This window comes from Kitasatospora sp. NPDC089509 (assembly GCF_044749365.1).
Classification (GTDB): Bacteria; Actinomycetota; Actinomycetes; order Streptomycetales; family Streptomycetaceae; genus Kitasatospora.
In genome coordinates this window covers 28,785-54,306 of sequence record NZ_JBIVHS010000043.1, presented here as the reverse complement: position 1 = coordinate 54,306, position 25,522 = coordinate 28,785, and the positions used below count along the sequence as shown (strand labels likewise).

At 75.2% G+C, this 25,522-nt stretch carries 17 protein-coding genes; 15 read left to right on the top strand and 2 right to left on the bottom strand.

Annotated elements, in window-relative coordinates:
* A partial coding sequence (locus ACIP4P_RS43680; RefSeq protein ID WP_400929654.1) for an amino acid adenylation domain-containing protein occupies positions 1–6,809 on the bottom strand: 6,809 nt, incomplete at its 3' end.
* Positions 6,810–7,289: 480 nt separating this feature from the next.
* Between ACIP4P_RS43680 and ACIP4P_RS43675 the strand changes: the two genes are divergently transcribed.
* The 4 genes from ACIP4P_RS43675 to ACIP4P_RS43660 all read left to right on the top strand — a co-directional run bounded on the left by ACIP4P_RS43675 (position 7,290) and on the right by ACIP4P_RS43660 (position 11,653).
* Complete coding sequence (locus ACIP4P_RS43675) at positions 7,290–7,535, top strand: phosphopantetheine-binding protein (RefSeq protein WP_350515247.1); 246 nt, start codon at positions 7,290–7,292, stop codon at positions 7,533–7,535.
* Positions 7,532–8,749 (top strand): beta-ketoacyl-[acyl-carrier-protein] synthase family protein, encoded by a 1,218-nt coding sequence (locus ACIP4P_RS43670; RefSeq protein WP_400929650.1) that lies wholly within the window; start codon positions 7,532–7,534, stop codon positions 8,747–8,749. The genes ACIP4P_RS43675 and ACIP4P_RS43670 overlap by 4 nt, the downstream gene beginning before the upstream one ends.
* Positions 8,750–8,813: 64 nt before the next feature.
* Positions 8,814–10,556: an acyl-CoA dehydrogenase family protein gene (locus tag ACIP4P_RS43665; protein ID WP_400929647.1), complete on the top strand. Its 1,743-nt coding sequence runs from the start codon at positions 8,814–8,816 to the stop codon at positions 10,554–10,556.
* Between the two features lie 26 nt (positions 10,557–10,582).
* On the top strand, positions 10,583–11,653 hold the full coding sequence (locus tag ACIP4P_RS43660) for a beta-ketoacyl-ACP synthase III (protein ID WP_400929644.1): 1,071 nt from the start codon (positions 10,583–10,585) through the stop codon (positions 11,651–11,653).
* Positions 11,654–11,707: 54 nt separating this feature from the next.
* Here ACIP4P_RS43660 and ACIP4P_RS43655 read toward each other — a convergent pair whose 3' ends face one another.
* Positions 11,708–12,643, bottom strand: coding sequence for a helix-turn-helix transcriptional regulator (locus ACIP4P_RS43655; protein WP_350515243.1), 936 nt, complete (start codon positions 12,641–12,643; stop codon positions 11,708–11,710).
* 403 nt (positions 12,644–13,046) lie between these two features.
* Here ACIP4P_RS43655 and ACIP4P_RS43650 point away from each other — a divergent pair, with 403 nt between their 5' ends.
* From ACIP4P_RS43650 to ACIP4P_RS43600, 11 genes are all read left to right on the top strand, one after another.
* A complete protein-coding gene (locus ACIP4P_RS43650) occupies positions 13,047–13,313 on the top strand; it encodes a hypothetical protein (protein WP_400929641.1) in 267 nt (88 codons plus the stop codon).
* A gap of 229 nt (positions 13,314–13,542) precedes the next feature.
* Positions 13,543–13,752 carry a hypothetical protein gene (locus tag ACIP4P_RS43645; protein ID WP_400929638.1) on the top strand — a complete coding sequence of 70 codons (210 nt, stop codon included), beginning with the start codon at positions 13,543–13,545 and terminating at the stop codon, positions 13,750–13,752.
* A gap of 154 nt (positions 13,753–13,906) precedes the next feature.
* On the top strand, positions 13,907–14,896 hold the full coding sequence (locus ACIP4P_RS43640; RefSeq protein ID WP_400929635.1) for a BTAD domain-containing putative transcriptional regulator: 990 nt from the start codon (positions 13,907–13,909) through the stop codon (positions 14,894–14,896).
* Between the two features lie 138 nt (positions 14,897–15,034).
* Entirely contained in the window at positions 15,035–17,770 is a 2,736-nt protein-coding gene (locus tag ACIP4P_RS43635; RefSeq protein WP_400929632.1) for a penicillin acylase family protein, read from the top strand.
* Between the two features lie 331 nt (positions 17,771–18,101).
* A complete protein-coding gene (locus ACIP4P_RS43630; RefSeq protein WP_400929629.1) occupies positions 18,102–19,160 on the top strand; it encodes a ketoacyl-ACP synthase III family protein in 1,059 nt (352 codons plus the stop codon).
* The gene (locus tag ACIP4P_RS43625; RefSeq protein WP_400929626.1) at positions 19,157–20,707 is read left to right on the top strand and encodes a class I adenylate-forming enzyme family protein; all 1,551 of its coding nucleotides are present in this window, start codon (positions 19,157–19,159) and stop codon (positions 20,705–20,707) included. The genes ACIP4P_RS43630 and ACIP4P_RS43625 overlap by 4 nt, the downstream gene beginning before the upstream one ends.
* Positions 20,697–22,019, top strand: coding sequence for a type III PLP-dependent enzyme (locus ACIP4P_RS43620; protein WP_400929623.1), 1,323 nt, complete (start codon positions 20,697–20,699; stop codon positions 22,017–22,019). Before ACIP4P_RS43625 ends, ACIP4P_RS43620 begins: the two co-directional genes overlap by 11 nt.
* 124 nt (positions 22,020–22,143) lie before the next feature.
* Positions 22,144–22,425, top strand: a complete 282-nt coding sequence (locus ACIP4P_RS43615) for a phosphopantetheine-binding protein (RefSeq protein WP_400929620.1) — start codon at positions 22,144–22,146, stop codon at positions 22,423–22,425.
* 38 nt (positions 22,426–22,463) lie between these two features.
* Complete coding sequence (locus tag ACIP4P_RS43610; protein ID WP_350515234.1) at positions 22,464–23,495, top strand: clavaminate synthase family protein; 1,032 nt, start codon at positions 22,464–22,466, stop codon at positions 23,493–23,495.
* 192 nt (positions 23,496–23,687) lie between these two features.
* A complete protein-coding gene (locus tag ACIP4P_RS43605) occupies positions 23,688–24,872 on the top strand; it encodes a hypothetical protein (RefSeq protein WP_400929616.1) in 1,185 nt (394 codons plus the stop codon).
* 333 nt (positions 24,873–25,205) lie between these two features.
* Positions 25,206–25,433, top strand: a complete 228-nt coding sequence (locus ACIP4P_RS43600; RefSeq protein ID WP_400929613.1) for an MbtH family protein — start codon at positions 25,206–25,208, stop codon at positions 25,431–25,433.
* The last annotated feature ends 89 nt before the right edge of the window (positions 25,434–25,522 follow it).

The window sequence follows — 25,522 nt, the reverse complement described above, 5'->3', positions numbered from 1 at the left end:
GCCGCGTAGGCGGTGCCCAGGTCGCGGGCCAGCGGCGCCATCGACCAGCCGTCACCCGCGATGTGGTGCAGCACCAGCACCAGCACATGATCCGCGTCGTCCAGCGTGAACAGGTTTGCCCGCAGCGGAAGTTCAGCCGCCAGGTCGAACCCGGCCGTCACCGCCCCCCGCACCGCCGAGGCCAACTCGCCCTCGCCGTCGACCCGTCGACCGCTCCACGGCACCTCGACGTCCCCGGCACCCAGCACCACCTGACGCGCCCGACCGTCCACCGGCACGAACACCGTACGCAAAGACTCATGACGGCCCGCCACATCACCCAGCGCCGCCCGCAGCGCAGCCTCGTCGACCGCACCCGAAAGCCGCAGCACCACCGGCATGTTGTACAGCGCGCCGGCACTCTCCAACTGACTCACGAACCAAAGACGCTGCTGCGCGAACGACAACGGCACCAGCTCCGGGCGCTCCACCGCACGCAACGGCACCCGCACCGGCTCACCCGCCGCACCCACCAGACCCGCCACCGTCGGCGTCTCGAACAACGCCCGCAACGGCAACTCCACACCCAGCACCGCACGCACCCGGCTCACCAGACGCGTCGCCAACAGCGAATGCCCGCCCAGCTCGAAGAAGTCGTCATCGATACCGACCCGCTCCAGGCCCAGCACCTCCGCGAAGACCCCGCACAGCACCTCCTCCCGCGCGGTCCGAGGCCCACGACCCGACACCACCGCACCGAAATCCGGCACCGGCAGCGCCTTCCGGTCCACCTTCCCGTTCGGCGTCAACGGCAGCACGTCCAGCACCACCACAGCCGCCGGCACCATGTACTCCGGCAGTCGACGACGCAGGTCGGCCCGCAGGTCCGCGGCCAGGGTGTCGGCGGCCGGGGCGTCGGCGGCCACGGCGGGGTCGGACGGGACGACGTAGGCGACCAGCTGGCCGGCCCCCCGGTCCGTCCGGGCCACCACGGTGGCCGCGGCCACGCCGGGCCGCGCGGCCAGGGCGGACTCGATCTCGCCGAGCTCGACGCGGTGGCCGCGCACCTTCACCTGGTCGTCGGTGCGGCCCAGGTATTCGAGGGTGCCGTCGGCCCGGCGCCGGGCCAGGTCGCCGGTGCGGTACATCCGCTCGCCCGGCTCGCCGAACGGGCAGGCGACGAAGCGGGTGGCGGACAGGCTCGGCCGCCGCAGGTAGCCGCGGGCGAGGCCGTCGCCGGCCACGTACAGCTCGCCGGGCACCCCGACCGGGACCGGGCGCAGCCGCTCGTCCAGGACGTAGGCGCGCATGTTGCCGATCGGTCCGCCGATCGGCGGCCGCTCGTCGCCGTGCAGCGGCTGGCTCATGGTGGCGCACACGGTGGTCTCGGTGGGGCCGTAGGCGTTGACCAGCCGGCGTCCCGGCGACCAGCGCGCCACCAGGTTCCCGGAGGCGGCCTCGCCGGCCACCACCAGCGAGCGCACCGAGGGCAGGTCCTCGGGTGCGAGGACGTCCAGCGCGGTCGGCGGGAGCGTCAGGTGGCTGACCCGGTGGGCGGCCACCAGCTCGGCCAGCGGGGCGCCGGGCCGCAGCCGGTCCGGCTCGGCGACCACCAGGGTGGCGCCGGAGAGCAGCGCCATGACCAGCTCCCAGAACGCCGCGTCGAAGCTGAACGAGGCGAACTGGAGCACCCGGTCGCCGGGGCCGACGACCAGTCGGTCGCGCTGGGCGGCGAGCAGGCCGGCCACGCCGCGGTGGGTGGCGACGACGCCCTTGGGCCGGCCGGTGGAGCCGGAGGTGAAGATGACGTACGCGGGGTGGCCGAGCCGGAGCGGGGCCCGGCGGTCCTCGTCCCGGACGTCGTGGTCCGGGAGGCCGGCCGACTCGTCGGCGTCGAGCACGATGTGCGCCGTGCCGGCCGGCAGCGGGCCGGCGGCCAGCGCCGCGGTGGTGACGGTGAGCGCGGGGGCGCCGTCCTCGAACAGGTAGGCGATGCGCTCGGCGGGGTACTCGGGGTCGACCGGGAGGTAGCCGGCGCCGGCCTTGAGCACGGCCAGCATCGCGACCACGAGGTCGGCGGAGCGGGGCAGCATCAGCGCGACGACGGACTCCGGGCCGATGCCCCGGCCGATCAGCAGCCGGGCCAACCGGTTGGCGCGGCGGTCGAGTTCGGCGTACGACAGCGCGGTGTCGCCGAACAGGACGGCGGGCGCGTCCGGCGTCCGGCCGACCTGTGCCTCGAACAGGGCCGGCACCGTCAGGGCCGGGACCTCCCGGCGGGTGTCGTTCCAGCCGGTGGTGAGCAGGTCGTGCTCGCCCTCGGTCAGCAGGTCCACCGCGCCGATGGCGCGCGCGGGGTCGGCGACCACCGCGAGGAGCAGCCGCTCCAGGCGCCGCACCAGGGTGGCGACGGTCTCCCGGTCGAACAGGTCGGTGCTGTACTCGACGTAGCCTTCGAGGCCGCCCGGGGCGCCGTCGGCGTCGCGGGTCTCGGCCAGGCTGAGCGACAGGTCGAACTTCGCCCCGCCGGGGTGGATCTGCTCCTTGCGGACCTCCAGACCCGGCAGGCCGAGCTCGGAGGCGGCGGTGCTCTGCAGCACCAGCATCACCTGGAACAGCGGGTGCCGGTTGGCCGCCCGGCTCGGGTTGAGCACCTCGACCAGGCGGTCGAACGGGAGGTCCTGGTGCGCGAAGGCCGCGAGGTCGGCGGTCCGCACCCGGTCCACCAGCTCGGCGAAGCCCGGGTCGCCCGAGGTGTCGGTGCGCAGCACCAGGGTGTTCACGAAGAACCCGACCAGCTCGTCGAGGGCCTGGTCGGTGCGGCCCGCGAGCGCGGTGCCGAGCGGGATGTCGGTGCCCGCGCCGAGCCTGCTGAGCAGCGCGGACAGGCCCGCCTGCAGCACCATGAAGAGCGTCGCCCGGCGCTCCCGGCCGAGCTCGGCCAGGGCGCGGTGCAGTTCGGCGTCGAACCGTACCGGCAGCGCCTCGCCGCGCCGGCCGGGGACCGCCGGGCGCGGACCGGCGCCGGGCAGCGGGAGCTCCTCCGGCAGGTCGGCCAACGTCTCGCGCCAGAAGGCCAGTTGGCGGCCGGCCGGACTGTCGGGGCGCTCCTCGTCGCCGAGCAGCTCGCGCTGCCACAGCGTGTAGTCCGCGTACTGCACGGGCAGCGGCTGCCAGTCGGGGGCCGTGCCGGCCAGCCGGGCCGCGTAGGCGGTGCCCAGGTCGCGGGCCAGCGGTGCCATCGACCACTCGTCGCCGGCGATGTGGTGCATCACCAGCAGCAGCGCGTGCTCGGTCGGGGAGAGCGCGAACAGCGAGGCGCGCAGCGGGAGTTCGCGGTGCAGCTCGAAGGGGGTGGCGGCGGCCGCGGCCAGCAGGCCGGGCAGCTCCGCCGCGGTGGCGGCGGTCACCGGCAGGGGCAGCGCGCGGGGGTCGAGCACCTGCTGCCGGGCCGACCCGTCGGTCTCGGTGAACAGCGTGCGCAGCGACTCGTGGCGGCGGACCACGTCGTCCAGTGCGGCCCGCAGCGCCTCCCGGTCCAGCTCGCCGTCGAGCCGCAGGGCCAGCGGCATGTTGTAGGTCGGGTCCGCGCCCTCGATCTGCTGCAGGAACCACAGGCGCTGCTGCGCGAACGACAGCGGCACGGCGTCCGGTCGCGGCATCGGCCGCAGCGCCGGGCGGGCCGCCTCGGCCTCGGCGATCCGGTCGACCAGCTGGGCCACGGTCGGGGCCTCGAAGAGGGTGCCGAGCGGGAGTTCCAGGCCGAGTTCGGCGCGGATCAGGCCGGCCAGGCGGGTGGCCAGCAGGGAGTGCCCGCCGAGGTCGAAGAAGCTGTCGTCGATGCCGACCCGGTCGACGTCGAGGGCCCGGGCGAACAGCCCGCAGAGGGCCTCCTCCCGGGCGTCGCGCGGGCCGCGGCCGACGGCCTCGGCCTCGAACCGGGGCGCGGGCAGGGCCCGGCGGTCGAGCTTGCCGTTGGTGGTCAGCGGCAGGGCGTCCAGCAGGACCACGGCGGCGGGCACCATGTAGCCGGGCAGCGCCCGGGCGGCGTACGCGCGCAGTTCGGCGGCGTCCAAGGCGTTCAAGGCGTCCGAGGCTTCCGAAGCGTCCAGGGCGCCCCCGGCGCCCCGGGCGACCACGTAGGCGACCAGCCGCTTGTCGCCGGACCGGTCCTGGTGGGCGATGACGGTGGCCTGGGCGACCTGCGGGTGGCGGGACAGCACCGCCTCGATCTCGCCGAGTTCGATCCGGAAGCCGCGGATCTTCACCTGGTGGTCGGCGCGGCCCTCGTAGACCAGCGCGCCGTCCGGGGACCAGCGGGCCAGGTCGCCGGTGCGGTACATCCGCGCGCCGGCCGGGCCGAACGGGCAGGCGACGAACCGGTCCGCGGTGAGCGCGGGGCGGCCCAGGTAGCCGCGGGCCAGCCCGGCGCCGGCCACGTAGAGCTCGCCGGTGACGCCGGGCGGCACCGGCCGCAGGGAGGAGTCGAGGACGTAGGCCCGCAGGTCCGCGAGGGCGGGGCCGACGGTGCTGCCGGTGTCGGTCGCGGCGCCCGCCCGGTCCAGCGCGCGGTGGGTGACGTGCACGGTGGTCTCGGTGATCCCGTACATGTTGACCAGCGTCGGCCGGTCCTCCGGGTGCCGGGCGTACCAGGCGCCGAGCCGGCCGGGGGCCAGCGCCTCCCCGCCGAAGACGACGTAGCGCAGGCTGAGCGGGGTGTCGGGGTTCTGCTGGTCGGCCTCGATCAGCTGGTAGAAGGCGGACGGCGTCTGGTTGAGCACCGTGACGCGCTGCTCGGACAGCAGGGCCAGGAAGTCCTGCGGCGAGCGGGACACCGCGTGCGGCACCACGACGAGCCGGCCGCCGTACAGCAGGGCGCCCCACAGCTCCCAGACCGAGAAGTCGAAGGCGTAGGAGTGGAACAGCGTCCAGACGTCCTGGTCGCCGAAGTCGAAGTCGCGGTCGGCCGCCGAGAACAGCCGGGTGACGTTCCGGTGCGGGATCACCACGCCCTTGGGCTTGCCGGTGGAACCGGAGGTGAAGATCACGTAGGCCGGGTGGTCCTGCCGCAGCGGCGCGCGCCGGTCGGCGTCCACCGGGTCGGTGGCCGGGGCGCCGTCGGTGTCCCGCACCGCCTCCGGGCCGTCCAGGACGAGCACCGGACGGCCCTCGGCCAGCACGGCGTCGATCCGTGCCCGCGGGGCGTCCGGGTCGATCGGCAGGTAGCCGGCCCCCGCCTTCAGGACCGCCAGGATCGCCACCACCAGCTCCGGCGAGCGCGGCAGCACGAGGCCGACCAGGTCCTCGGGGCCGGCGCCGCGGGCGATCAGCCGGTGGGCGAGCCGGTTGGCCCACTCGTTCAGCTCCCGGTAGGTCAGCCCGGTGTCCTGCCAGGTGAGCGCGACGGCCTCGGGCGTGCGGGCGGCCTGGGCCTCGAACCGGGCCGTGAGGGTGCCGGCGGCCAGGCCCTCGGCGGTGGGGTTCCAGTCGGTCAGCACCCGGCGGCGTTCGTCCGCGCCCAGCACCTCCAACTGGCCGACCGGGCGGGCGGGTTCGGCGGCGAGCGCCCGCAGGAAGATCAGGAACCGGCGGCCGTGGTCGGTGATCTCGTCCGCGGCGAACGCGGACGCGTTGCCGGCGACCCGCAGCCGCAGCCCGGCGCCCTCGCCGCCGCCCTCGAAGGCGAAGGTCAGATCGTCGACCGGGCCGCTCGGCACGCTGTGGATCTCGGCCGGGCAGTCGCCGAAGCGCAGACCGGGCTGGAGCGGAAGGAAGTTGACGGCGGGTCCGAACATCCGCCGGGAGTGGGCGCCGAGCCCGAGGTCCTTGCGCAGGTCCTCGCCGCGGTAGCGCTGGTGGCGCAGCAGGGCCCGGAGTTCGCGCGCGACGGTGCGCTGGAGGTCGGCGAACGAGGCCCCGGCCCGGACGTCGAGGCGCAGCGGCAGCACGTTGGAGGCCATCCCAGGGGTGGCCTGCATGATGCCGCCGAGGCGGCCGGTGACCGGGAAGCCGAGCACCACGTCCTCGGTGCCGGTGAACCGGCGCAGGTACGCCGCGGCCGCGGCGGTGAGCGTGACCTGCCAGGTGGTCCGGGCCTCGGCGGCCAGCCGCTTGAGCTCGGCGACCAGCTCCGGTTCCACCTGCTCGGTGGAGCGCCGGGCCTCGGACCAGAGGCCGAGCTCGCGGTCGGGCAGGCTCAGCAGCTCGGGGTCGTCGGCGAAGCGGTCGAGCCAGTGGGCGCGGTCCTTGCGGCTCTGCTCGGAGGCGGCGTACCGCTCGCTCTCGCCGAGGAAGGCGTCCAGCGGGGCGAACTCCGCGGGCGGGACCTCGGCGCCCTCGGCCAGCGCGGTGTAGCAGGCGGCGACCCGCTGCACCACGAGGTTGAACCCGTAGGCGTCGGTCGCGATGTGGTGGACCCGGGTGTACCAGAGGTGGTGGTCCGGGGCGAGCGCGAACAGGACCTGGGTGAACAGCGGGCCGGCGGCAAGGTCGGTGGTCTCGGCGAGGTCCGCGGCCATCAGGTCGAGCGCGGCCCGGAGCGGATTCCGGTCCGCCGTCAGGTCGTGGACGATGAGCCGCCAGTCGCGCTCGGACCGGACGAACTGCCGGGGGGTGCCGTCCTCTTCGACGAAACGCACGTGCAGTGCCTCGGCCGCGTCGACGGAATGCCGAAGTGCGTGCTCGAACAGCTCGGGATCGAGTGCGCCGCGCAACTCGACGTATCCGCTGATGTTGTAGAGGGAACTCGCCGGGTTCAGCTTCTGGGCGTACCAGACGCGCTGTTGGGCCGCGGACAGCGGGAGGGCAGCAGAATGCGATTCGGCGAACACCGTGAGAATCCCCCATTAATCCTCCGGGGAGTTCCGTTGCCCCCGGTCGCGCAGGACTGCGCAGCACTCGTGAAAATGTCCCAGGTCACCCGCCCGCCCCGGATGCTAAGCACCAGTCAGCGACCGAGTCAATCGTGTTCGGGTTTGAGCCCGCTTCAACATCAGCAGGTCACACCGTCTTTACTGCCGACGGGAAGGCGTACGGCTCGGCCGGGCCGCACGACGGCCCGGCTGGTCATCCCCCCGACCCCGAGACTACTGCAGGGCACCGCCGCGGCGGGCGGGCGGGGGGCGGGCCCGTACAAGGACTTCACAAGTCGGGCGGCACCGTCCGGCCCCCGGCGGCGGTTTCCGGCAACGTGGTGTCGATCACAGGATAACGCCCGTACCCCTGGGGGGATTTGTCCGGAAGGTCTTCGAGGGGGCGTGATAGGGTCCCTCTGGTTCCAAGTCAAATACTGTTCTTACGGGGTGAATTGAATGACTGACGACCTGTCACTCGCCATTCGCGGCATTCTGGTGGACGACCTGGAGGTCGACGCCGACCAGATCACCCCCGACGCGCTGCTCGATTCCCTCGAATTGGATTCGCTCGCCGCGGTCGAGCTCATCACCCTGCTCCAGGAGCAGTTCGGGGTCGACATCTCCGCCGAGGAGAGCCGACTGGGCAAGATGACCTTCGCCGAGCTGGTCGAGCTCGTGCAGTCCGGCGTGGGCGTGGCATGATCCACCCCTTTCCGGCCGCGGTCACCGGGGCCGGGCTGATCACCCCGGCCGGGATCGGCGTGCCGGAGACCTGGCGGACCGTCCTGGAGCCGCGCGACCTCGCGGTCGAGGACGAGGCGGCGAAGAGCGCGGGCGCCCCCTTCTGCCTGCGGGTGCCGACCTTCGGGCCCGAGGTCCTCAAGGGCAAGGGCACCGCGCACGTCGACCCGTTCATCCGCTACGCCCTGGTCGCCGTCGAGGAGGCGATCCAGGAGTCCGGGCTCGACCCGGCCGCCTGGGACGGGAACCGGGTCGGCGTGGTGGTCGGCACCGGGATCGGCGGCGTGGGGACCCTCAGCGCCGCCCAGGACCGGTACGCCGCGCGCGGGCCCGAGGGGGTCACCCCCTACCTGCACCCGCGGTCACTGGCCAACATGGCCGTCGGCACCATCGCGTCCCGCTACGGCGTCAACGGCCCGTGCCACACCGTGGTGTCCGCCTGCGCCTCCGGCGCCGCCGCCATCGGCATCGCCCGTGACCTGCTGCGCACCGGCGCCTGCGACACCGTCATCGCGGTCGGCACCGAGGCCGCGGTGGTCCCGGTCGTGGTGGCCGGCTTCGCCCGGATGGGCGCGCTGTCCAAGCGGGCCGACGCCCGCGCCTCCCGGCCGTTCGCCGCCGACCGCGACGGCTTCGTCATCTCCGAGGGCGCCGCCGCCCTCGTGCTGGAGACGCCCGAGGCCGCGGCCCGCCGCCGGGCCACGGAGCTCGGCCGGGTCCTCGGGTACGGCTGCACCACCGACGCCCACCACCCGACCGACCCCCGCCCGGACGGCGCCCAGGCCGAGGCCGCCGTGCGGCAGGCGCTCACGGACGCCGGCCTGCGGCCGGAGGACGTCGACCACGTCAACGCCCACGGCACCTCGACGCCGAAGAACGACCGGATCGAGGGCGAGCTGCTGGCCCGGCTGTTCCCGCACCGCCCGCCGGTCACCTCCAACAAGGGCGTGCTCGGCCACACCCTGGGGGCCGCCGGCGCGATCGAGGCCGTGCTGTCCCTGTGCGCCCTCCGGGACGGCGTGGTGCCGCCGGTGGCGCACACCGAGACGGTGGACCCGCAGCTGCCCGGGCTGGACCTCGTGCTCGGCGCGCCCCGCCGCGTCGCGCCCTCCGTGGTGGTCAGCAACTCCTTCGGCTTCGGTGGCACCAACTCCGCCCTGGTCCTGGGGAACTGAGCGCCGAACCCTCCCGGCGGCCGGGTGCCAGCGCCCCGGCCGCCGTCGATCGATGGGACCCGACATGACCGACACGCGCGTGACCGCGCTGACCCGCCTCCTCGCCGAGCCCGACTTCGCCGAGGTCCGGCCCGCCGAGCAGGGGCTGCACGCCTACAGCCTGCAGACGCTGCACCGGGCCCGGATGCTCAACTCCGCCGGTGTCACGGCCAATTCGCTGTGGCTGGGCCGCGGGGACACCGGCGAGTTCGCCGACTTCCTGCGCACCATGGGCTGGATCGGCGCCTACGACGCCTCGCTGGCGAACGTCCTCGTCTCGCACCAGATCGCCGGCGACGCCCTGCTCAGCCACGCCGATCCCGACCAACTCGCGCAGTACGGGCCCGAGATCGACCGGATGGCGAAGGTCTACTGCTTCGCGGCCTCGGAGCTGCACGCCGGCTCCGACCTCAAGCGGATCGGCACCACCGCGACCTACCGGCACGCCGACCGCAGCCTGGTGCTGCACACCCCGGAGCCCGCCGACAGCAAGATCTGGATCGGGAACAGCCTGTACACCGGGGACGTCGCCATGGTGCTGTCCCGCGTCGTCGTCGACGGCCGGGACGAGGGGCACCACTGGCTGCGCGTGCCGCTGCGGGCGGACGGCCGGCTGATCGAGGGCGTCACCGTCCGCGGCGCCGAGCCCAAGGGCGGGGTCGAGGCCAACCAGACCGGCATCATCGGCTTCGACCGGTACGTCCTGCCGCTGTCGGGCCTGATGAGCCGCTGGGCGCGGATCGACGAGCAGGGGCGGTACCACTCCCCGCTCAAGCGCTACCGCCGGTTCGACGAGTGCCTGGCCACCTTCACCCACGAGCGACTCTTCCCGACCGCCGGGTCGGGCATGGCCCAGCGGCTCGCCTGCGCCGTGACCGTCCGCTTCGCCGACCGCAAGAAGGCGTTCGGCGGCCCGCTGCTCAGCCACCCCCACTACCGGATGCGGCTGCGCACCGCCGCGGGCCGGGCCACCGCGGCCAAGCACGCGCTGGAGGCGCTGACCGCCGTCGCGGTCGACCGCCACGACGACGGCCGGGCCCCGTCCGAGGACCGGCTGCTGCACGCCCTGGTGGCCTGCGGCAAGACCGGCAGCACCGGCGACGCCCGGCACACCCTCGCCGACGCCCGGGAGCTGTGCGGCGGCCTCGGCTACCACCGGCTGAACCAGATCTCGCCGTTGCAGCACGACTACGAGATCGCGGTGACCTTCGGCGGGGACAACACCGTGCTCGGCTACCAGGCCTCGCGCTTCGCCCTGCGCGAGCGCACGGCGCTGGCCGCCCTGCTCGACGCCGCGGTCCGCACCGACCGGGGCGCCCCGCGACTGCTGGAGATCATGCGCGCGGTCTGCGAGCAGCTGCTGGCGGACGTCGACCGCGAGGGCCCCGGCGCGGCCAGCACCGCCTGGTCCCGGGCCGTCTACCAGACCCTCGCCCTCGGCCACTGGGCCGAGCACGAGCCGACCGGCACCGGACAGGCGCTGCTGCGGCACTACGCGGCCGGCTGCGTCCTGGAGCACGGGGTGACCGCGCTGCGGGCCGGCGTGCTGACCCAGGAGGAGTTCCTGCGGATCGCCGACCTGCACGCGGAGGAGGGCGCGGCACCGCTGGAGGCCGCGGACCTGCTCAAGGTGCTCGACGTGCCCGAGGCCCTCGTCACCGCCCCGATCGCCCACGCCGACTTCGCCGAGCGCCACCTCGCGAAGGCCACGGTGCAGCCGGTCGACGGGCCGGAGCCCGCGGCCGTCCCGGTCGGCGACCCAGCGTGACCGCCCGTCCGGAGGGACCCCGAGAGATGCCCGCCGACCGTGCCGTCGTCACGGGCATCGGCAGCTGCCTGCCGCCCGACGTGGTGACCAACGACGACCTGTCCCGGGTCCTGGACACCTCGCACGACTGGGTCTTCAGTCGGACCGGGATCGCCCGACGACACGTGGTCGGGCCCGGGACGAGCACCGGCGACCTCGGCACGGCCGCCGGGGCCGCCGCCCTGGAGTCGGCCGGACGCCGGGGCTGCGACCTGGTGCTGCTGGTCACCACCACCCCCGACCAGCCGTGCCCGGCCACCGCCCCGCAGATCGCCGCGCGGCTGGGGATGACCGGCGTGCCGGCCTTCGACCTGTCGGCGGTGTGCTCCGGCTTCGTCTACGGGCTCGACGTCGCCTCGGCGATGATCGGCTCCGGCCGCTACGACAGCGTGCTGCTGATCGGCGCGGAGACCTACTCCACCATCATCGATCCGACCGACCGCAACACCGCCGTGCTGTTCGGCGACGGGGCGGCGGCCGTGGTGCTGGAACGCGGGACGGCCGGCGACCCCGGCGAGGTGCTCCACGCCGAACTGGGCAGCGACGGCGGCGGGTCCGAACTGATCACCGTCCCCGGCGGCGGGTCGCGGGCCCCGCACCCCGTCGTCGACGAGGCCTCGCGCTACTTCCAGATGGTCGGCAAGGAGGTCTACACCCGGGCGGTGGAGACCATGACGCGCTCCGCCCGCGGCGTCGCCGAGGCGGTGGGCTGGCCGCTGGAGCAGATCGACGCGTTCGTCGGCCACCAGGCCAACGCACGGATCCTGCGCGCGGTGGGCCGACGTCTGGGCGTCCCCACCGAGCGGATCGTCTGCCACCTGGCCGAGGTGGGCAACACCGCGGCGGCCTCCATCCCGCTGGCCCTCGCCTGGGCGGCCGGTCAGGACCGGCTGGCCGCCGGTGACCGCGTCCTGCTGACCGCCTTCGGCGGCGGCCTGACCTGGGGGTCGGTCGCCCTCCGCTGGCCCGAGGTCACCGCGGTCCGGGCCGAGGTCGGCCTCCCCGGCGCCCCGGTCGCCGTGGGCGAGGGCCGCCCCGCTCGGCCCGTCGCCGGCTGACCGCCGCGCGCGGCACACCGTCGGCCGACCTCCCCACCGCATCCGGCGGGGAGGTCAGAGCAGGTTGCGCTCGGTGACCCGCTGGCCGAGCTGGAACCGGCTCTGGGCGTCGAACTGCTCCATCAGGTCGGTGATCATCCGGCGCTCGGTGCGCAGCGAGACGCCGAGCCGGCGCGCGGCGGCCTCGTCGGTGAGGCCGGCGGACAGCAGCCGCAGCAGTTCGCGCTGCTGCGGGGTGATCTCGCCGGCCGGGGTGACGGGGGCGGCGCCGAGCACCTCGGACTGCTCCCAGACCTGGTCGAAGAGCGCGCACAGCCCGGCGACCGCGCCGCGTTCGCGGATCACGGCGACGCCCAGGGTCAGGCCCTCCGGATCGACCGGGACCATCGCGACCTCGCGGTCCACGATCTGCATCCGCATCGGCAGGACGCTGGTGGTGCGGGTCTCGCCGCCGTGCTCGGCGAGCCAGTTGGCGTGCTCGACGCTGCCCGGGTCGTTGCGGATGCTGCTCAGGTAGATGGTCTTGACCTTGACCCCGCGGTCCAGCAGGGTCCGGGTGATCGGACGGCTGGCCGCGCGGTTCTCCGGGGTCTGCTTGCCACCGGGGGCGAAGGACAGGGTCTCGCTGTGCGCCTGGGCGCCCAGTTCCTCCAGCCGGGCCCGGATCTCGTCCAGGCCGGTCAGGTGCTCGATGCCGCCGCTGCCCTCCTCCGGGCGCAGCATGGAGTACTCGGCGACCAGTCCGGCGATCGCGGCCCGGCTCGACTCCATCTCGTGCTGCTTGCGCGCGATCTCGGCCTGCCGGCGGGCGATCAGCGCCTCGAAGGCCACCTTCGGGCTGACCGTGCGCATCGCGCCGCCGCCCTCCCAGGAGGGACGGATCAGCTCCTGGTCGGCCAGCTCGTCCATCGCGGCCCGCACCTCGGCCTCGACCCAGCCGAGCGACTCGGTGATACGGGCGACGCCCCAGGTCGGCTGACTCAACATCAAGCGGTAGAGGGTTTCGGCCTGTTGTGAGAGTCCCAGCGTGGTCAGCATGCGATCGGCCCCCCGGCCATGAGACGGGCTGCGTCGCGAACCCTGCCCGTGGTTCGCGCACGCACTGTGTCGGACCCGTCGCCCCGAGCGAGCTTCTGGTCAGGTCCAGACCAGAAAATACCACCGCCCCGGAACACCCAGACACCCCCCGACCAGCGGTAACCCGCCACACTCCGGGAATCGGCCGGGGTCGGGAACGGCCCGCGAACGGGCCGCCGACAAGAGGCGAACGGCCCTCCCCGAACGGGACGCACGGTGGGATTCCGGACGTTCCGACTGGCACAGGCGCGCCATGGCAAGAACGTGCCGACGGATAGCCGCCCCATCGGCTCCCCGCTTCCCCCATCGTTGCAGCGTGCTCGTCATCCCCTTCACGTTGAACCGCCCACGCGCCGCGCCCGTTCCGGCCGACGGCACGGTCACCGCCGCCCTGCGCGCCGCCGCCCTGCTCCACGAGGGCCCGGAGCACCTCCGGGTGCACGAGTCGCGCGCCGGTGCGCGCGGCGTGCTGTTCGCGATCGCCCCGAGCATGGACGCGGCCCGCGCCCTGTGCCTGGCGGTCTGCGCCCGGGCGATCGCCGAAACCCCTGAAATGACAGGGTGGTTAGTGGACGTCCTGTAGTCGGCGCACCGCCGGCACCGTCCGGCCGGAGCCACTGGCACAGTCCGGCCGGAGCCCCCTGACACAGATATGCCAACGGCAGATCGTGTCACCCGAGAGCCGGGACAACCGGCTTGCGAGCCCGGCAGAATCGATCTCGTCGAAGCGCGGCGAGCAGCAGCACCAACCGCCGCCTCGCCACCACCCCTCCCTCAGCCACCGGGCATCCCCATGCCCGAAAGGAGTCACCATGGCCGCCAAGAAGCTCCGTCTCGTCTCCGCCCTCGCCGCCGCCGCCGTCGTCCTGGGCCTCGGCGCCGGGCTCGCCGAGGGCGCCGCCGGCGCGGCGTCCGACCGCGGCACGGTCACGGCCGCGGCCCAGGCCGCAGGCGCGGCCGCCCCGCAGGTCGGCAACCCCAAGGGCAACCCGCAGACCGACGACATGGGCTGGCAGTTCTGAACCGGCGCCGGCCCGCCCGGGCCCGCCACACCCCCGGTCCGCTCCGACCGGCCCAGGCCGCCTGATCCGTCCCGCTCCCCGTCCCACTCCCCGTCCCGGTTCCCACGACTGCGTCCGAGCCCACCACACCACGCCCGGCTCGGCGGAGGCTGCCATGACCACTCCCCTCCTTCCGACCACCACCACGGACGGCCTCAGCTTCGAACTGCTGGGTGAGGTCCGGGGCTGGCGGGACGGCACCGAGATCCCGCTCGGGGCCCCGCGCCAACGCGCCCTGCTCGCCGTCCTCCTGCTGCGCGCCGGCTCGCCCGTCGGCCGCGACCAGCTGATCGACGGGATCTGGGGCGACACCACCGTCGCGGACGGCGCCAACCTGGTGCAGGCGTACGTCTCCAAGCTGCGCCGGCTCTTCGAGCCCGCCCGGGCACCGCGCGCCGCCGGCGGCATCCTCACCCGGGTCGGTGCCTCCTACCGGCTCTCCATCGGTCCCACCCAGTACGACCTCGGCCGCTTCGAGCAGTCGGTGGCCGACGCCCGCACGCTGCGCTCGGCCGGACGGTCCGAGGCCGCCGAGCGGACCCTGGCCGCCGCCCTCGACTCCTGGGCCGGACCGGCGCTCACCGGGGTCAGCGGCCCGCTGCTCGACGTCGAGCGGGCCCGGCTCGCGGAGCTGCGGCTCGCGGCGGTCGAGGAGCACGCCGAGCTCGCGCTCCAACTCGGCGGCCACGCCCGGCTGGTGCCGCACCTGCTCGTCCTCACCACCGAGCACCCGTACCGCGAGCGGCTCTGGGCCCTGCTGATGATCGCGCTCTACCGGGGCAGCCGGCAGGCCGACGCGCTCGCCGCCTACCAGCGGGCCCGGCACACCCTGACCGAGAACCTCGGCCTGCTGCCGGGGCCGGAGCTGCGCGGGATCGAGGAGGCGATCCTCGCCGGTCGCCCCGACCCGCTCGCCCTCGCCCCGGTCCACCCGGTCCACCCGGCGCCGGACGCGGCGCCGGCCCACGACACCCCGCCGTACCGGACCGAGCTGGCGACCCGTCGCCCGCACCTGGCCCTGGTCGGCACCGGCTCGGCCGGGCCCGCACCGCGCGCGTTCGCCCACGGTCCCTGGACCGACGCGGGCGCCCGACTGGCCCGCTGAGCCACCCGGACCTCCCCGTCGCCCGTCCCCCCTCGTTCGCTCTCCGCTCCCCGCCGCCGTGCGCTCGTTGCCCGCCCACCTGCGCACGGCGGCGCTCGCCATGCCCGGATCCCCGTCGAGACAAGGAAGCACCGCCCCGTGACAGTCCAGACCGACACCGCCGCGCCGGACGATCCGCGCCCGGCCGCCGAACCCGTTCCGGAGGCCGGGCCCGAACCCTCCGGCACCCTGGCCCCGGCCGCCGACCCGGCAACCGACCCTGTTCCCGTTCCCGCACCCGCACCGCCGACCCGGCGCCGGCGCGTGCTGCGGATCCTCAAGCGCACCGCGATCGTCCTCACCGCCCTGGTCCTGCTGGCGGCCGGCAGCCTGGCCGGGTACGCGTACTGGACGGTCGGGCGCTCGCTGCCGCAGCTGTCCGGCGGCACCACCGTGCCGGGCCTGCACGGCGGGGCCCGGATCGTCCGGGACGCCTCCGGCATCCCGCAGATCTACGCCGACAACGCCCACGACCTCTTCCTCGCCGAGGGCTACGCCCAGGCGCAGGACCGGTTCTGGCAGATGGACGTCCAGCGGCACGTCACCGCCGGCCGGCTGGCCGAGATGTTCGGCCCCAGCGAGGTGCAGACCGACAAGGTGGCCCGCACCTTCGGCTGGCGCCGGGTGGCCGAGCAGGAGGTGACGATGCTGTCGCCGCAGACCCAGGAGTACCTGCGGGCCTTCTCCGACGGCGTCAACGCCTACCTCGCCAAGCACCAGGGCGCCGAGCTGTCGGTGGAGTACCCGGTGCTCGGCTTCGTCTCCGGGGACTACCGCCCGGAGCAGTGGACCCCGGCCGACTCGGTCTCCTGGCTGAAGACCATGGCCTGGAACCTCAACACCGGCATGATCGACCAGTTCCAGCACGCGATGCTGCCCGCCGACCTGCCGGACGGGGCGTCCGACGACCTGTTCCCCGGCTACGACTACCAGCGCTGGGCGCCCATCGTCGCCGACCCGGCCCCGGCTGCCCCCGCCGCCCCGGCCACCCCGGCCACCCCGGCTGCGCCCGCCGACCCCGCGCCCGCCGACCCCGCGCCCGGCGTCCCCGCCGCGGCCTCGGCCGCGCTGGCCGACAGCGCGCGCGTGCGCACCGTGCTGGCCGCCGTGCTCGGCCCCCAGGGCACCGGCATCGGGTCCAACTCCTGGGTGGTGAGCGGCAGCCGCACCACCACCGGCAAGCCGCTGCTGGAGAACGACCCGCACCTGACCCCGTCGCTGCCGGGCGTCTGGTACCAGGTCGGTCTGCACTGCACCACGATCGGCCCGGACTGCGCCTACGACGTCAGCGGCTTCACCTTCGCCGGCATGCCGGGCGTGGTGATCGGCCACAACGCCACCATCTCCTGGGGCTTCACCGACCTCGGCGCCGCCGACTCCGACCTGTTCGTGGAGCGGGTCAGCGGCTCCGAGTACGAGCACGAGGGCAAGCAACTGCCGCTGACCGTCCGGCAGGAGACGATCAAGGTGGCGGGCGGGCGGCCGGTCGACCTGACCGTCCGCTCCACCCTGCACGGCCCGCTGATCTCGGACGTGCTCAAGTCCGCGGGCGAGGTGGCCGACCACGGCCGGGTGCCGGACGTCCCGGCGCACGGCGACCAGGACGGCTACGCGGTGGCCATGCAGTGGACCGCGCTCGACCCCGCCCCCACCGTGGACGCCCTGTTCGCCCTGGACCGGGCCAAGGACTGGAACGAGTTCCGCGCCGCCGCCGCGGTCTTCGCCTCCCCGGTGCAGAACATGATCTACGCGGACACCGCCGGCAACATCGGCTACCAGACACCCGGCCGCATCCCCGTCCGCAAGGCCGGCGACAGCCGCCGCCCCGTCCCGGGCTGGACCGGGGCCTACGACTGGACCGGCTACCTGCCCTTCGACCAGCTGCCCACCAGCTTCAACCCGCCCGAGGGCTACATCGTCACCGCCAACAACGCGGTCGTCGGCCCGAACTACCCGCACCTGATCGGCAGCGACTGGGGCACCGGCTACCGCAGCAAGCGGATCGCCGACCTGATCGAGCAGGGCGGCAAGCTGGACGTCGCCGCGATGGAGCGGATCACCCAGGACACCTGGAACGGCAACGCCGCCACCCTGGTGCCCCACCTGCTCCAGGTCCAGGTCGCCGACGGCACCCGCCCGGCCCAGGAGCTGCTGCGCGGCTGGGACTTCACCCAGGGCGCCGACTCGGCACCGGCCGCCTACTTCAACGCGGTCTGGCGCGAACTGCTCAAGGAGGCGTTCACCGACCGGCTGAGCCGGGCCGGGGTCAAGAGCTACGCCTACCCGGACGGCGGCGGCCGCTGGTTCGACGTGGTGCGCGGCCTGCTCGACAAGCCGGACAGCCTCTGGTGGACCAGCACCGCCGACCCCTCCGTCCAGGGCCGCGACGCGATGCTGCGCCGGGCCATGGACCAGGCCGCCACCGACCTGCTCAAGCGGCTGGGCGACCAGCCCGCCAAGTGGCGCTGGGGCGCCCTGCACACCCTGACGCTGGAGAACCCGACCCTGGGCACCGCCGGCCCGGCCCCCCTGCAGTGGCTGCTGAACGCCGACCCGGTCGGCGTCGGCGGCGGCACCGACACCGTGCTGGCCAACGGCTGGGACCCGCAGAAGGGGTACGACGTGATCTGGGTCCCCTCGATGCGGATGGTGGTCGACCTGGCGGACTTCGACCGCTCCCGCTGGATCAACCTGACCGGGGCCTCCGGCCACGCGACCTCCGACAACTACACGGACCAGACCGGCCCGTGGGCCAGGGGCGAGAGCCTCGCCTGGCCGTACGGGACCGCGGCGGTGGACGCCGCCGCCCGCCACCGGCTGAACCTCACCCCCTGAGTCCCACCCACTGAGTCCCCGCCCCTCCCGGTGCCCGGTCCCGCCCACGCGGGGCCGGGCACCGGCGTGCCCACGCTCGTCAGCGGACGTTCAGTGGACCGTCAGTGGGCCGTCAGCGGGCCGTCAGTGGGCTGCCAGTGGCCGCCCGGTGGGCCGTCAGCGGCACCGCCCCGGGCGGTCAGCCGGCCGCCCGCGCGCCGTCAGCCGGACACCAGCCGACCGCCAACCGGGCGCCAGTGGAGGGCAACCGCGCGGCAGGCGACGGACGGAAGCATCGTCACCGACAGTCGCCCCGGCAGAGCGCTGCCATGGGGCCGGAGATCGGAGGGACATGCGCTGGGAGCAGGTGTACCTGGCCGGCACAGGTGTCTGGCTGGCCGACCGCGCGAACGCCGCGGACGCGGTCGCGGCCGGTGCGTACGACGCCGGGGAACACGCCGTCAACCGGATCGACTCGGTCAGTGCGGCCACCACCGGCGGGCCGGACGACCTCGCCGCGCCGGAGATGGCGGTCCGCGCCGCCCGCACCGCGCTGCGCCGGTCGGGCCGCTCGGCGGAGCACGTCGGCACCGTCTTCCACAGCTACCTGTGGTTCCAGGGCGCCGAGTTGTGGCCGGCCGCCGCCTACGTGGCGCAGCACACGGTCGGCCCGGCGGTGCCCGCCTTCGACCTGCTGCAGCAGTGCAACGCCGGCCTGTCGGGGATGGAGCTGGCGGCCCGGCAGCTCCGGTCCGCCGAACCCGGCCGGGACGAGGCGGTACTGCTGACCACCGCCGACCGCTTCGCCCCGCCCGCCTTCGACCGCTGGCGGGCCGAACGCGGCATGGTCTACGGAGACGGCGGCACCGCGCTGGTGCTGAGCACCTCGCCCGAGCACGCGGTCGGCCGGCTGCTCGCCACCGCCACCAGGGTGGACAACTCCCTGGAGGGCCTGGCCCGGGGCACCGGGTTCCGGCCCGGCCCGGACGCGGCCGACCGGCCGGTGGACCTGGGCGCGCGGACCGAGGAGCACTTCCGGGAGCACCGCAACCTGCGGGCCGCGACGCTGCGCACCGCCGAGGTGGCGGCGGAGTCGATCCGGGCCGCGCTGGCCGAGGCCGACACCCCGATCGAGCGGATCGCCCGGGTGGTGCTCAACGCCACCGGGCACCAGCGGATGCAGTGGCAGCTGGAACAGCAGCTGGGCGTCGACGAGCGGCGCTCCACCTGGGAGTTCTGCCGCGAGGTGGGCCACCTGGGCGCCGGGGACCACGTCGCCGGGCTGAACGAGCTGCTGGAGACCGGCGAACTGGACGGCGGGGACCGGGTGTTGCTGGTCGGCGGGGGCACCGGCTACAGCTGCACCAGCGCGGTCGTCGAGATCACCGACCCCGCGGGCTGGTGCTCGTGAACACCTCCGTGACCGCAGGGGCGTTCCCCGCCGACGCACCCGCCGATGCTGCGGCCGACGACGGCACCCTGGTCGTCGACCTGCTGGACGCGACCGCCGCCGTCCGCCCCGACGCCCCGGCCGTCCGGGACGACGGCGGCGCCTGGAGCTACGCCCAACTGGCCGACGCCAGCCGGACGGTGGCCGCCCGGCTGCGCGGCCGCGGCGTCCGGCCCGGGGACCGGGTGGTCCTGCGACTGGGCAACCGACGGGAGTTCGTCGCGCTGTACTACGGCGTGCTGCGGGCCGGCGCCGTCGCGGTGCCGCTCAACCCGGAGCTGAAGCCCTTCGTGCTGCGCGGTGTGCTGGCGGACGCCGCACCCACCGTGGTGGTGCTCGACCCCGCCGAGGCCGAACCGGTCCGCGCGGCGGTCGCCGCCTGCGGTGCCCGGGCGGCCACGCCCGCCGAACTGCTGGCGGACGACGGGGTGATGGAGCACGGAACCGATGCCGTACGCCCGTCCGCCGACGCCGTCGCCCAGCTGATCTACACCTCGGGCAGCACCTCCGCGCCCAAGGGCGTGGTCTGCACCCACCGCCAGGTGGTCTTCGCCGCCCGCGCGATCGCCCGTCGGCTCGGCTACCGGCCGGACGACGTGGTGCTCACCGCGCTGCCGCTCTCCTTCGACTACGGCCTCTACCAGCTGCTGCTGGCCGCGATCGGCGGCTCCGCGCTGGTGCTGACCGACGCGAGCGCGCCGGTGCGGACCCTGACCGCGCTGCGCGAACACCGGGCCACCGTGGTGCCGGTGGTGCCCTCGCTGGCCGAGCTGCTGTGCCGGCTCGCGGCCCGCGGCACCCCGCCGGAGCACGTCCGGCTGTTCACCAACACCGGTGCGGCGCTCGCCGGTTCGACCATCGAGGCGCTGCGCTCCGGCTTCCCGGGCTCGGCCGTGGTGGCGATGTACGGGATCACCGAGTGCAAGCGGGTGACCGTGGCGGAGCCGGACGTCGACCGCGAACGCCCCGGCTCGGTGGGCCGGGCCCTGGACGGGACCACGGTCGAGGTGCTCGACGACCGGGGCCACCCGCTGCCACCGGGCGAGGTCGGCGAGATCGTCGTCGGCGGCCCGCACGTGATGTCCGGCTACTGGAACGCGCCCGACCTCACCGCCCGCCGCTACCGCCCCGACCCGCGCACCGGGCGGATCAGGCTGCACACCGGCGACCACGGCCGGCTGGACGAGGACGGCCACCTCTACTTCGCCGGGCGCCTCGACGACCAGTTCAAGCGGCGCGGCGTGCGGATGGGGACGCCGGAGATCGAGGCCGCCGCCCTGGACGTACCGGGCGTCCGGGCCGCCGCCGCGCTGCCGCCCCGGGACGGGCTCGACCTGCGCCTGGTCGTCGCCGGCGAGGACGGCCTGACCGAGCGCGCGGTGATCGAGGGCCTGGAGCAGCGGCTGGAACCGGCGAAGGTGCCCGCCGGCTGCCGGATCCTCGCCCGGCTGCCGCTCACCCCCAACGGCAAGATCGACCGGAAGGCGCTGGAGCACGATGCGCACTGACCACTCCCCCGCGCCCGCGCGGACGGCCGACCAGGACGAGCTGGCGGCCGACCTGGTCCGCCGCTACGGCAGCCCGCTGTACGTCTACGACCTGGACCGGGTCGCCCGGGCCGCCGCCGACCTGCGGGCGGCCCTGCCCGAACACTCCCGCCTCTACTACTCGTTGAAGGCCAACCCGCACCCCGAGCTGGTCCGCGCCCTGCGGCTGGCCGGCTGCAGCCCGGAGATCTGCTCGACCGGCGAGCTCACCGCCGCGCTCGCGGCCGGCTTCGACGGGGCCGACTGCCTCTACGGCGGCCCGGGCAAGACCGCCGGGGAGCTGCGCACGGCCCTGGCCGCCGGGGTGCGCACCTTCTCCGTCGAGTCGCCGGCCGACCTGCGCCGGGTCGGCGCCGAGGCCCGGGCCCTGGGCGTGACCGCGCGCTGCCTGCTGCGGATCAACGGCGCCGGGGCGGGCGCGGGCGTCGGCCTGCGAATGACCGGCGGGGCCTCCCAGTTCGGCCACGACATCACCGACGGCCTGCCGGACCTCGCCGAACTGACGGTGGAGGGAACGGAGTTGTGCGGGCTGCACTTCTTCCCGCTGACCAACGCCGGCGACCCGCAGGGGCTGCTCGCCGAGGCGGTCGCCTCGATCCGCACCGCCGCCGCACTGGAGGCCCACTGGGGCGTGCCGCTGCGGCTGCTCGACCTCGGCGGCGGCTTCGCCTGCCCGTACGCGGCACCGGGCGAACGACCGCGCTACGACGAGCTGCGCGAGCCGCTGACGGCCGCGCTGGACGAGCACCTGCCGGGCTGGCGGGACCGGTTGGAGCCGGCCTTCGAGTCCGGCCGGTACCTGGTCGGCGACAGCGGGCGGCTGATCTGCACCGTCACCGAGGTGAAGGAGAGCCGGGGCACCACGTACGGCGTGCTGGACAGCGGGATCAATCACCTGGGCGGGCTCTCCGGGGTCGGCCGACTGCCGTCGCTGCGCGCCGAACCGCTGCGCCTGACCGGCACCGGGCCGGACACCGGAGCGGAGGCCGGACCGGACGCCGGGCCGGACGCCGGGACCGGTGGTGCCGAACCGGCCCGGCGGGTCGCCCTGGTGGGGCCGCTCTGCACCCCCGCCGATGTGATCAGCCGGGCCGCCGAGACCGTCCCGCCGCGGGCCGGTGAGCTGCTGGCCGTGCCCAACGTCGGCGCGTACGGCGCCACCGCGAGCCTGCTCGGCTTCCTCAGCCGTCCGGCCCCGGCCGAGATCACCGTCCGGGACGGGCGGGTGGTCAGCGCCGACCGCCTCGTCCTCGAACGCCAGCCGCTGGCCTGACCCCGGCCCCCTCTTTCCACCGGCCACTCGGGCCGGCCGGACCACGACCGCACCCATCGCACCGACCACCACCGCGACCACCACCGCGACCCCCTCCGGGTCGCCCCGCAAGGAGCTGAACACCATGACCACCACCGCCCCCTGGGACGAGCGGTACGAGGCCGTCCTGACCGACCTGCTGCCGCGCCTCGCCGAGGAGCGCCCGCTGCCCGCCGAGCGCGAGCTGCGGACCGCCGGACTGGACTCGATGGCCACCGTCGAGCTGCTGGTACGGCTCGAAGAGGCCTACCGGATCGCCATCCCCGACGAGGAGTTGGACCGGGAGGCGTTCGAGACCGTCGGCAGCCTGTGGGCCGTGGTGGCCGCACAGCTCGACGCCGCACAGCTCGACACCGCCCGCCCCTGACGCCCGTCCCGCGACGACCACGAGAAAGGCCGATACCCGTGCCGGTTGCACCGGACATCGACATCTCGGCACCGGACCTGGTGCTGACCGGAGCCGAGCGCACCGCGACCGAGCAGGTCGCCGCGCTGCTCTGCGCCCCACCGCAAGGCCTCGTCGACGACCCGGCCTGGGTGGCCGCGGTCCGCGACCGCTGGGAGGAGCTGCCCGCCCGGCTCCGCCGCACCCTGCGCGCCTTCCGCCGCGACCCCGGCGCGGGCGGCGCCCTGCTGGTGCGCGGCCTGCCGGTCGCCGCGTCCGCGCTCGGCCGCACCCCGCTGACCGGCGGCTCGGTGCAGCGCACCGCCACCGTCCCGGCCGCGGTGCTGATGCTCGCCGCGTGCGGGCTCGGCGACCCGGCCGCCTTCCGCCCCGAGAAGACCGGGGCGCTGGTGCAGGACGTCGTCCCGGTGCCCGGGCAGGAGGAGTTCCAGGGCAACGCCGGCTCGGTGCTGCTCACCTTCCACAACGAGAACGCCTTCCACCCGCACCGCCCGGACTTCGTCATGCTGCTCTGCCTGCGCGCCGACCCGGACGGGCTCGCCGGACTGCGCACCGCCTGCGTGCGCGAGGTGTTGCCGCTGCTGGACGAGCGGACCCGGGCGGACCTGCGGCGGCCGGAGTTCCGCACCGCCGCACCGCCCTCCTTCGGCTCCACCGACGGCACCCCCGCACCGCACCCGGTGCTCGGCGGCGCGCCCGAGGACCCGGACCTGCGGGTGGACATGGCCGCCACCGAGCCGCTGACCGAGCGGGCCGCGGCCGCCCTGGCCGAGCTCCAGGACGCCTTCGAGCGCACCGCCCGGACCGTCCGGCTGGAACCCGGCGACCTGGCCGTGGTCGACAACCGGATCACCGTGCACGGACGCACCGCGTTCAGCCCGCGCTTCGACGGCACCGACCGGTGGCTCCAGCGCACCTTCGTCCTCGCCGACCTGCGCCGCTCGCGCGCCCACCGCGCCGAGGACGGCTACGTCCTGGCCGATCCGGCCCGGCCGGGCGACCCGGTGGACCCGGACGAGCCGCACGGCTGAGTCCCGCTCCACCACACCCCGCCCACCCCGCCTGCCCCGCCGCACACCAGCCACGCCACCCCCACAGCCTGGCCGGCCGCGGACCACCCGGTCCCCGGTCGGCCGGGCTGTGCCGTCCTGCCCGCGCGCAGCCGCGCGCGGCGCCACACCCCGGGCCGTTCCCGGCCCGGCCGTCCACCGAACGGAGCCCCGATGACCACCGCCCTCTCCCCGGCCCCGCCCACCGGGCCGGTCCCCGACGCCACCCCCGCCCCCGGGGTCGACGGCCCCAGCCTGGCCGCCGCCCGGCCGGACCGGGCCGACCTCGACCCGGGCCACGCCCTGGGCGAGCTGGCCCGCTGGCGGCGCGAGGACGCGGCCGCCGACCGCTTCCCGTACCGGGCCGTGCTCGGCCACTACCGGGCGGTCGGCAAGAACGCGGTCGGCGAGGAGCTGCTGACCGCCCTGCGTGCCGTCGAACCCCACGGCCCCGCCGGGGCGGTGGACCCCGCGGCGCAGCTGCTCGCGGACTGGCTGCCCCAGGTGATGGACGGTCAGCAGGGGGACTACGACAGCTACCTGGGTACGCCGGTCTACACCTCGCTGACCGCCGCCGGGGCGGGCCCGGACCAGGTGATCACCGCCCTGCTCGCCGAGGTGGTGGCGACCGAGGCCGCCGTCCTCGCCGGGAACCCGGCCGGCCTGCCCCGCACCCGGGCCGCACTGCGCGCCCTCGCGGCGGCGGCCGGGATCCCGGCGCTGATCCCCGGCGAGTCGGAGGACCTCGTCGCGGCCTGCGCCGAGGCGGTCGCCGTCGCGCGGCAGGCCGTGCCGGCCGGGGTGCTGCGGGCGGTGGAGCTGACGCTGACGCCGACCACCCGCGCCCACGACGAGCAGATGTTCATCCGGGTGATCCAGATCTTCGAGGCGGTCTTCGCCGCCGTCGGCCGGGCCGTGGCCGGGGCGACCGAGGCGGTGGCCGCCGGCCGGGCCGACCTGGCCCGGGACCTGCTGGCCGAGGCGGTCCGGCAGCTGGCCGGGACGTCCGGGGTGTTCCGGGTGCTGACCACCATGCCCAAGGACGCCTTCGCGGTGATCCGGGCCAACACCGACGGGCGCAGCGCCGTCCAGTCCAGGTCCTACCGGGGCGTCGAGCGGTCCTGCCCCACGCTGCACCTCGCGCTGCTGGAGAGCGGCCTGCCGCAGGACGGACTCCAGCCGGTCATGGCCGAGTTGGACGAGGCCTGGGGCGCGATGAAGCGCACCCACTGGGGCATCACGATGAAGATCATCGGCTCGGTGCCCGGCACCGGCGGCACGGCCGGCGCCGCCTATCTGCGCGAGGCCGCCGAGGCCCGGCTGTTCCCCGCCCTCCGCCGGGCGCAGCCGGCCGGCTGAGGGCTTCGGTCGACGTTCAGTGGGCCTTCAGTCGGCCTTCAGTCGACCGTCAGTGCGCCGCCGGTCGGCCCCCGGCCGGCCGTCGGTACGGCGTCGGTGCGCGGCCGGTGCCCCACCGGTCGGACGCCGGAGCCGCGTCCGGATCCCCCCAGCTCGGGCCCAGACCCGGCCAGGTCCGCGGTCAGGCCGGGCCAAGGCCGCGGTCAGGGCGGAACGACAGCCTTGAGCACAGGTCGCCCGGCCCGCGCGGACCCCGCGCCGGGCGGCGACCGGACCCCGCCACCCGCACACCCCGGCACATCCCGGAACACCTCCACCGATCGGAGCGCAGTCATGAGCAACGAGGACACCACCGTCTACCAGGTCGTCGTCAACCACGAGGAGCAGTACTCGATCTGGCCCGCCGACCGGGAGCTGCCGGCCGGCTGGCGGGCCGAGGGCCCGCAGGGCGAGAAGGCCCAGTGCCTGGCCCACATCGACGAGGTGTGGACCGACATGCGGCCGCTGAGCCTGCGCCAGGCGATGGAGCAGCAGGCCGGGGCGGTCCCGGCCGCCGGCTGACCCCCGGGGCGGCCGCCACCGCCGACCCGGCACCACGGCGGCCGACCCCACACCGTCCGCCACCAGGACGGCAGGCACAGCACGACGGC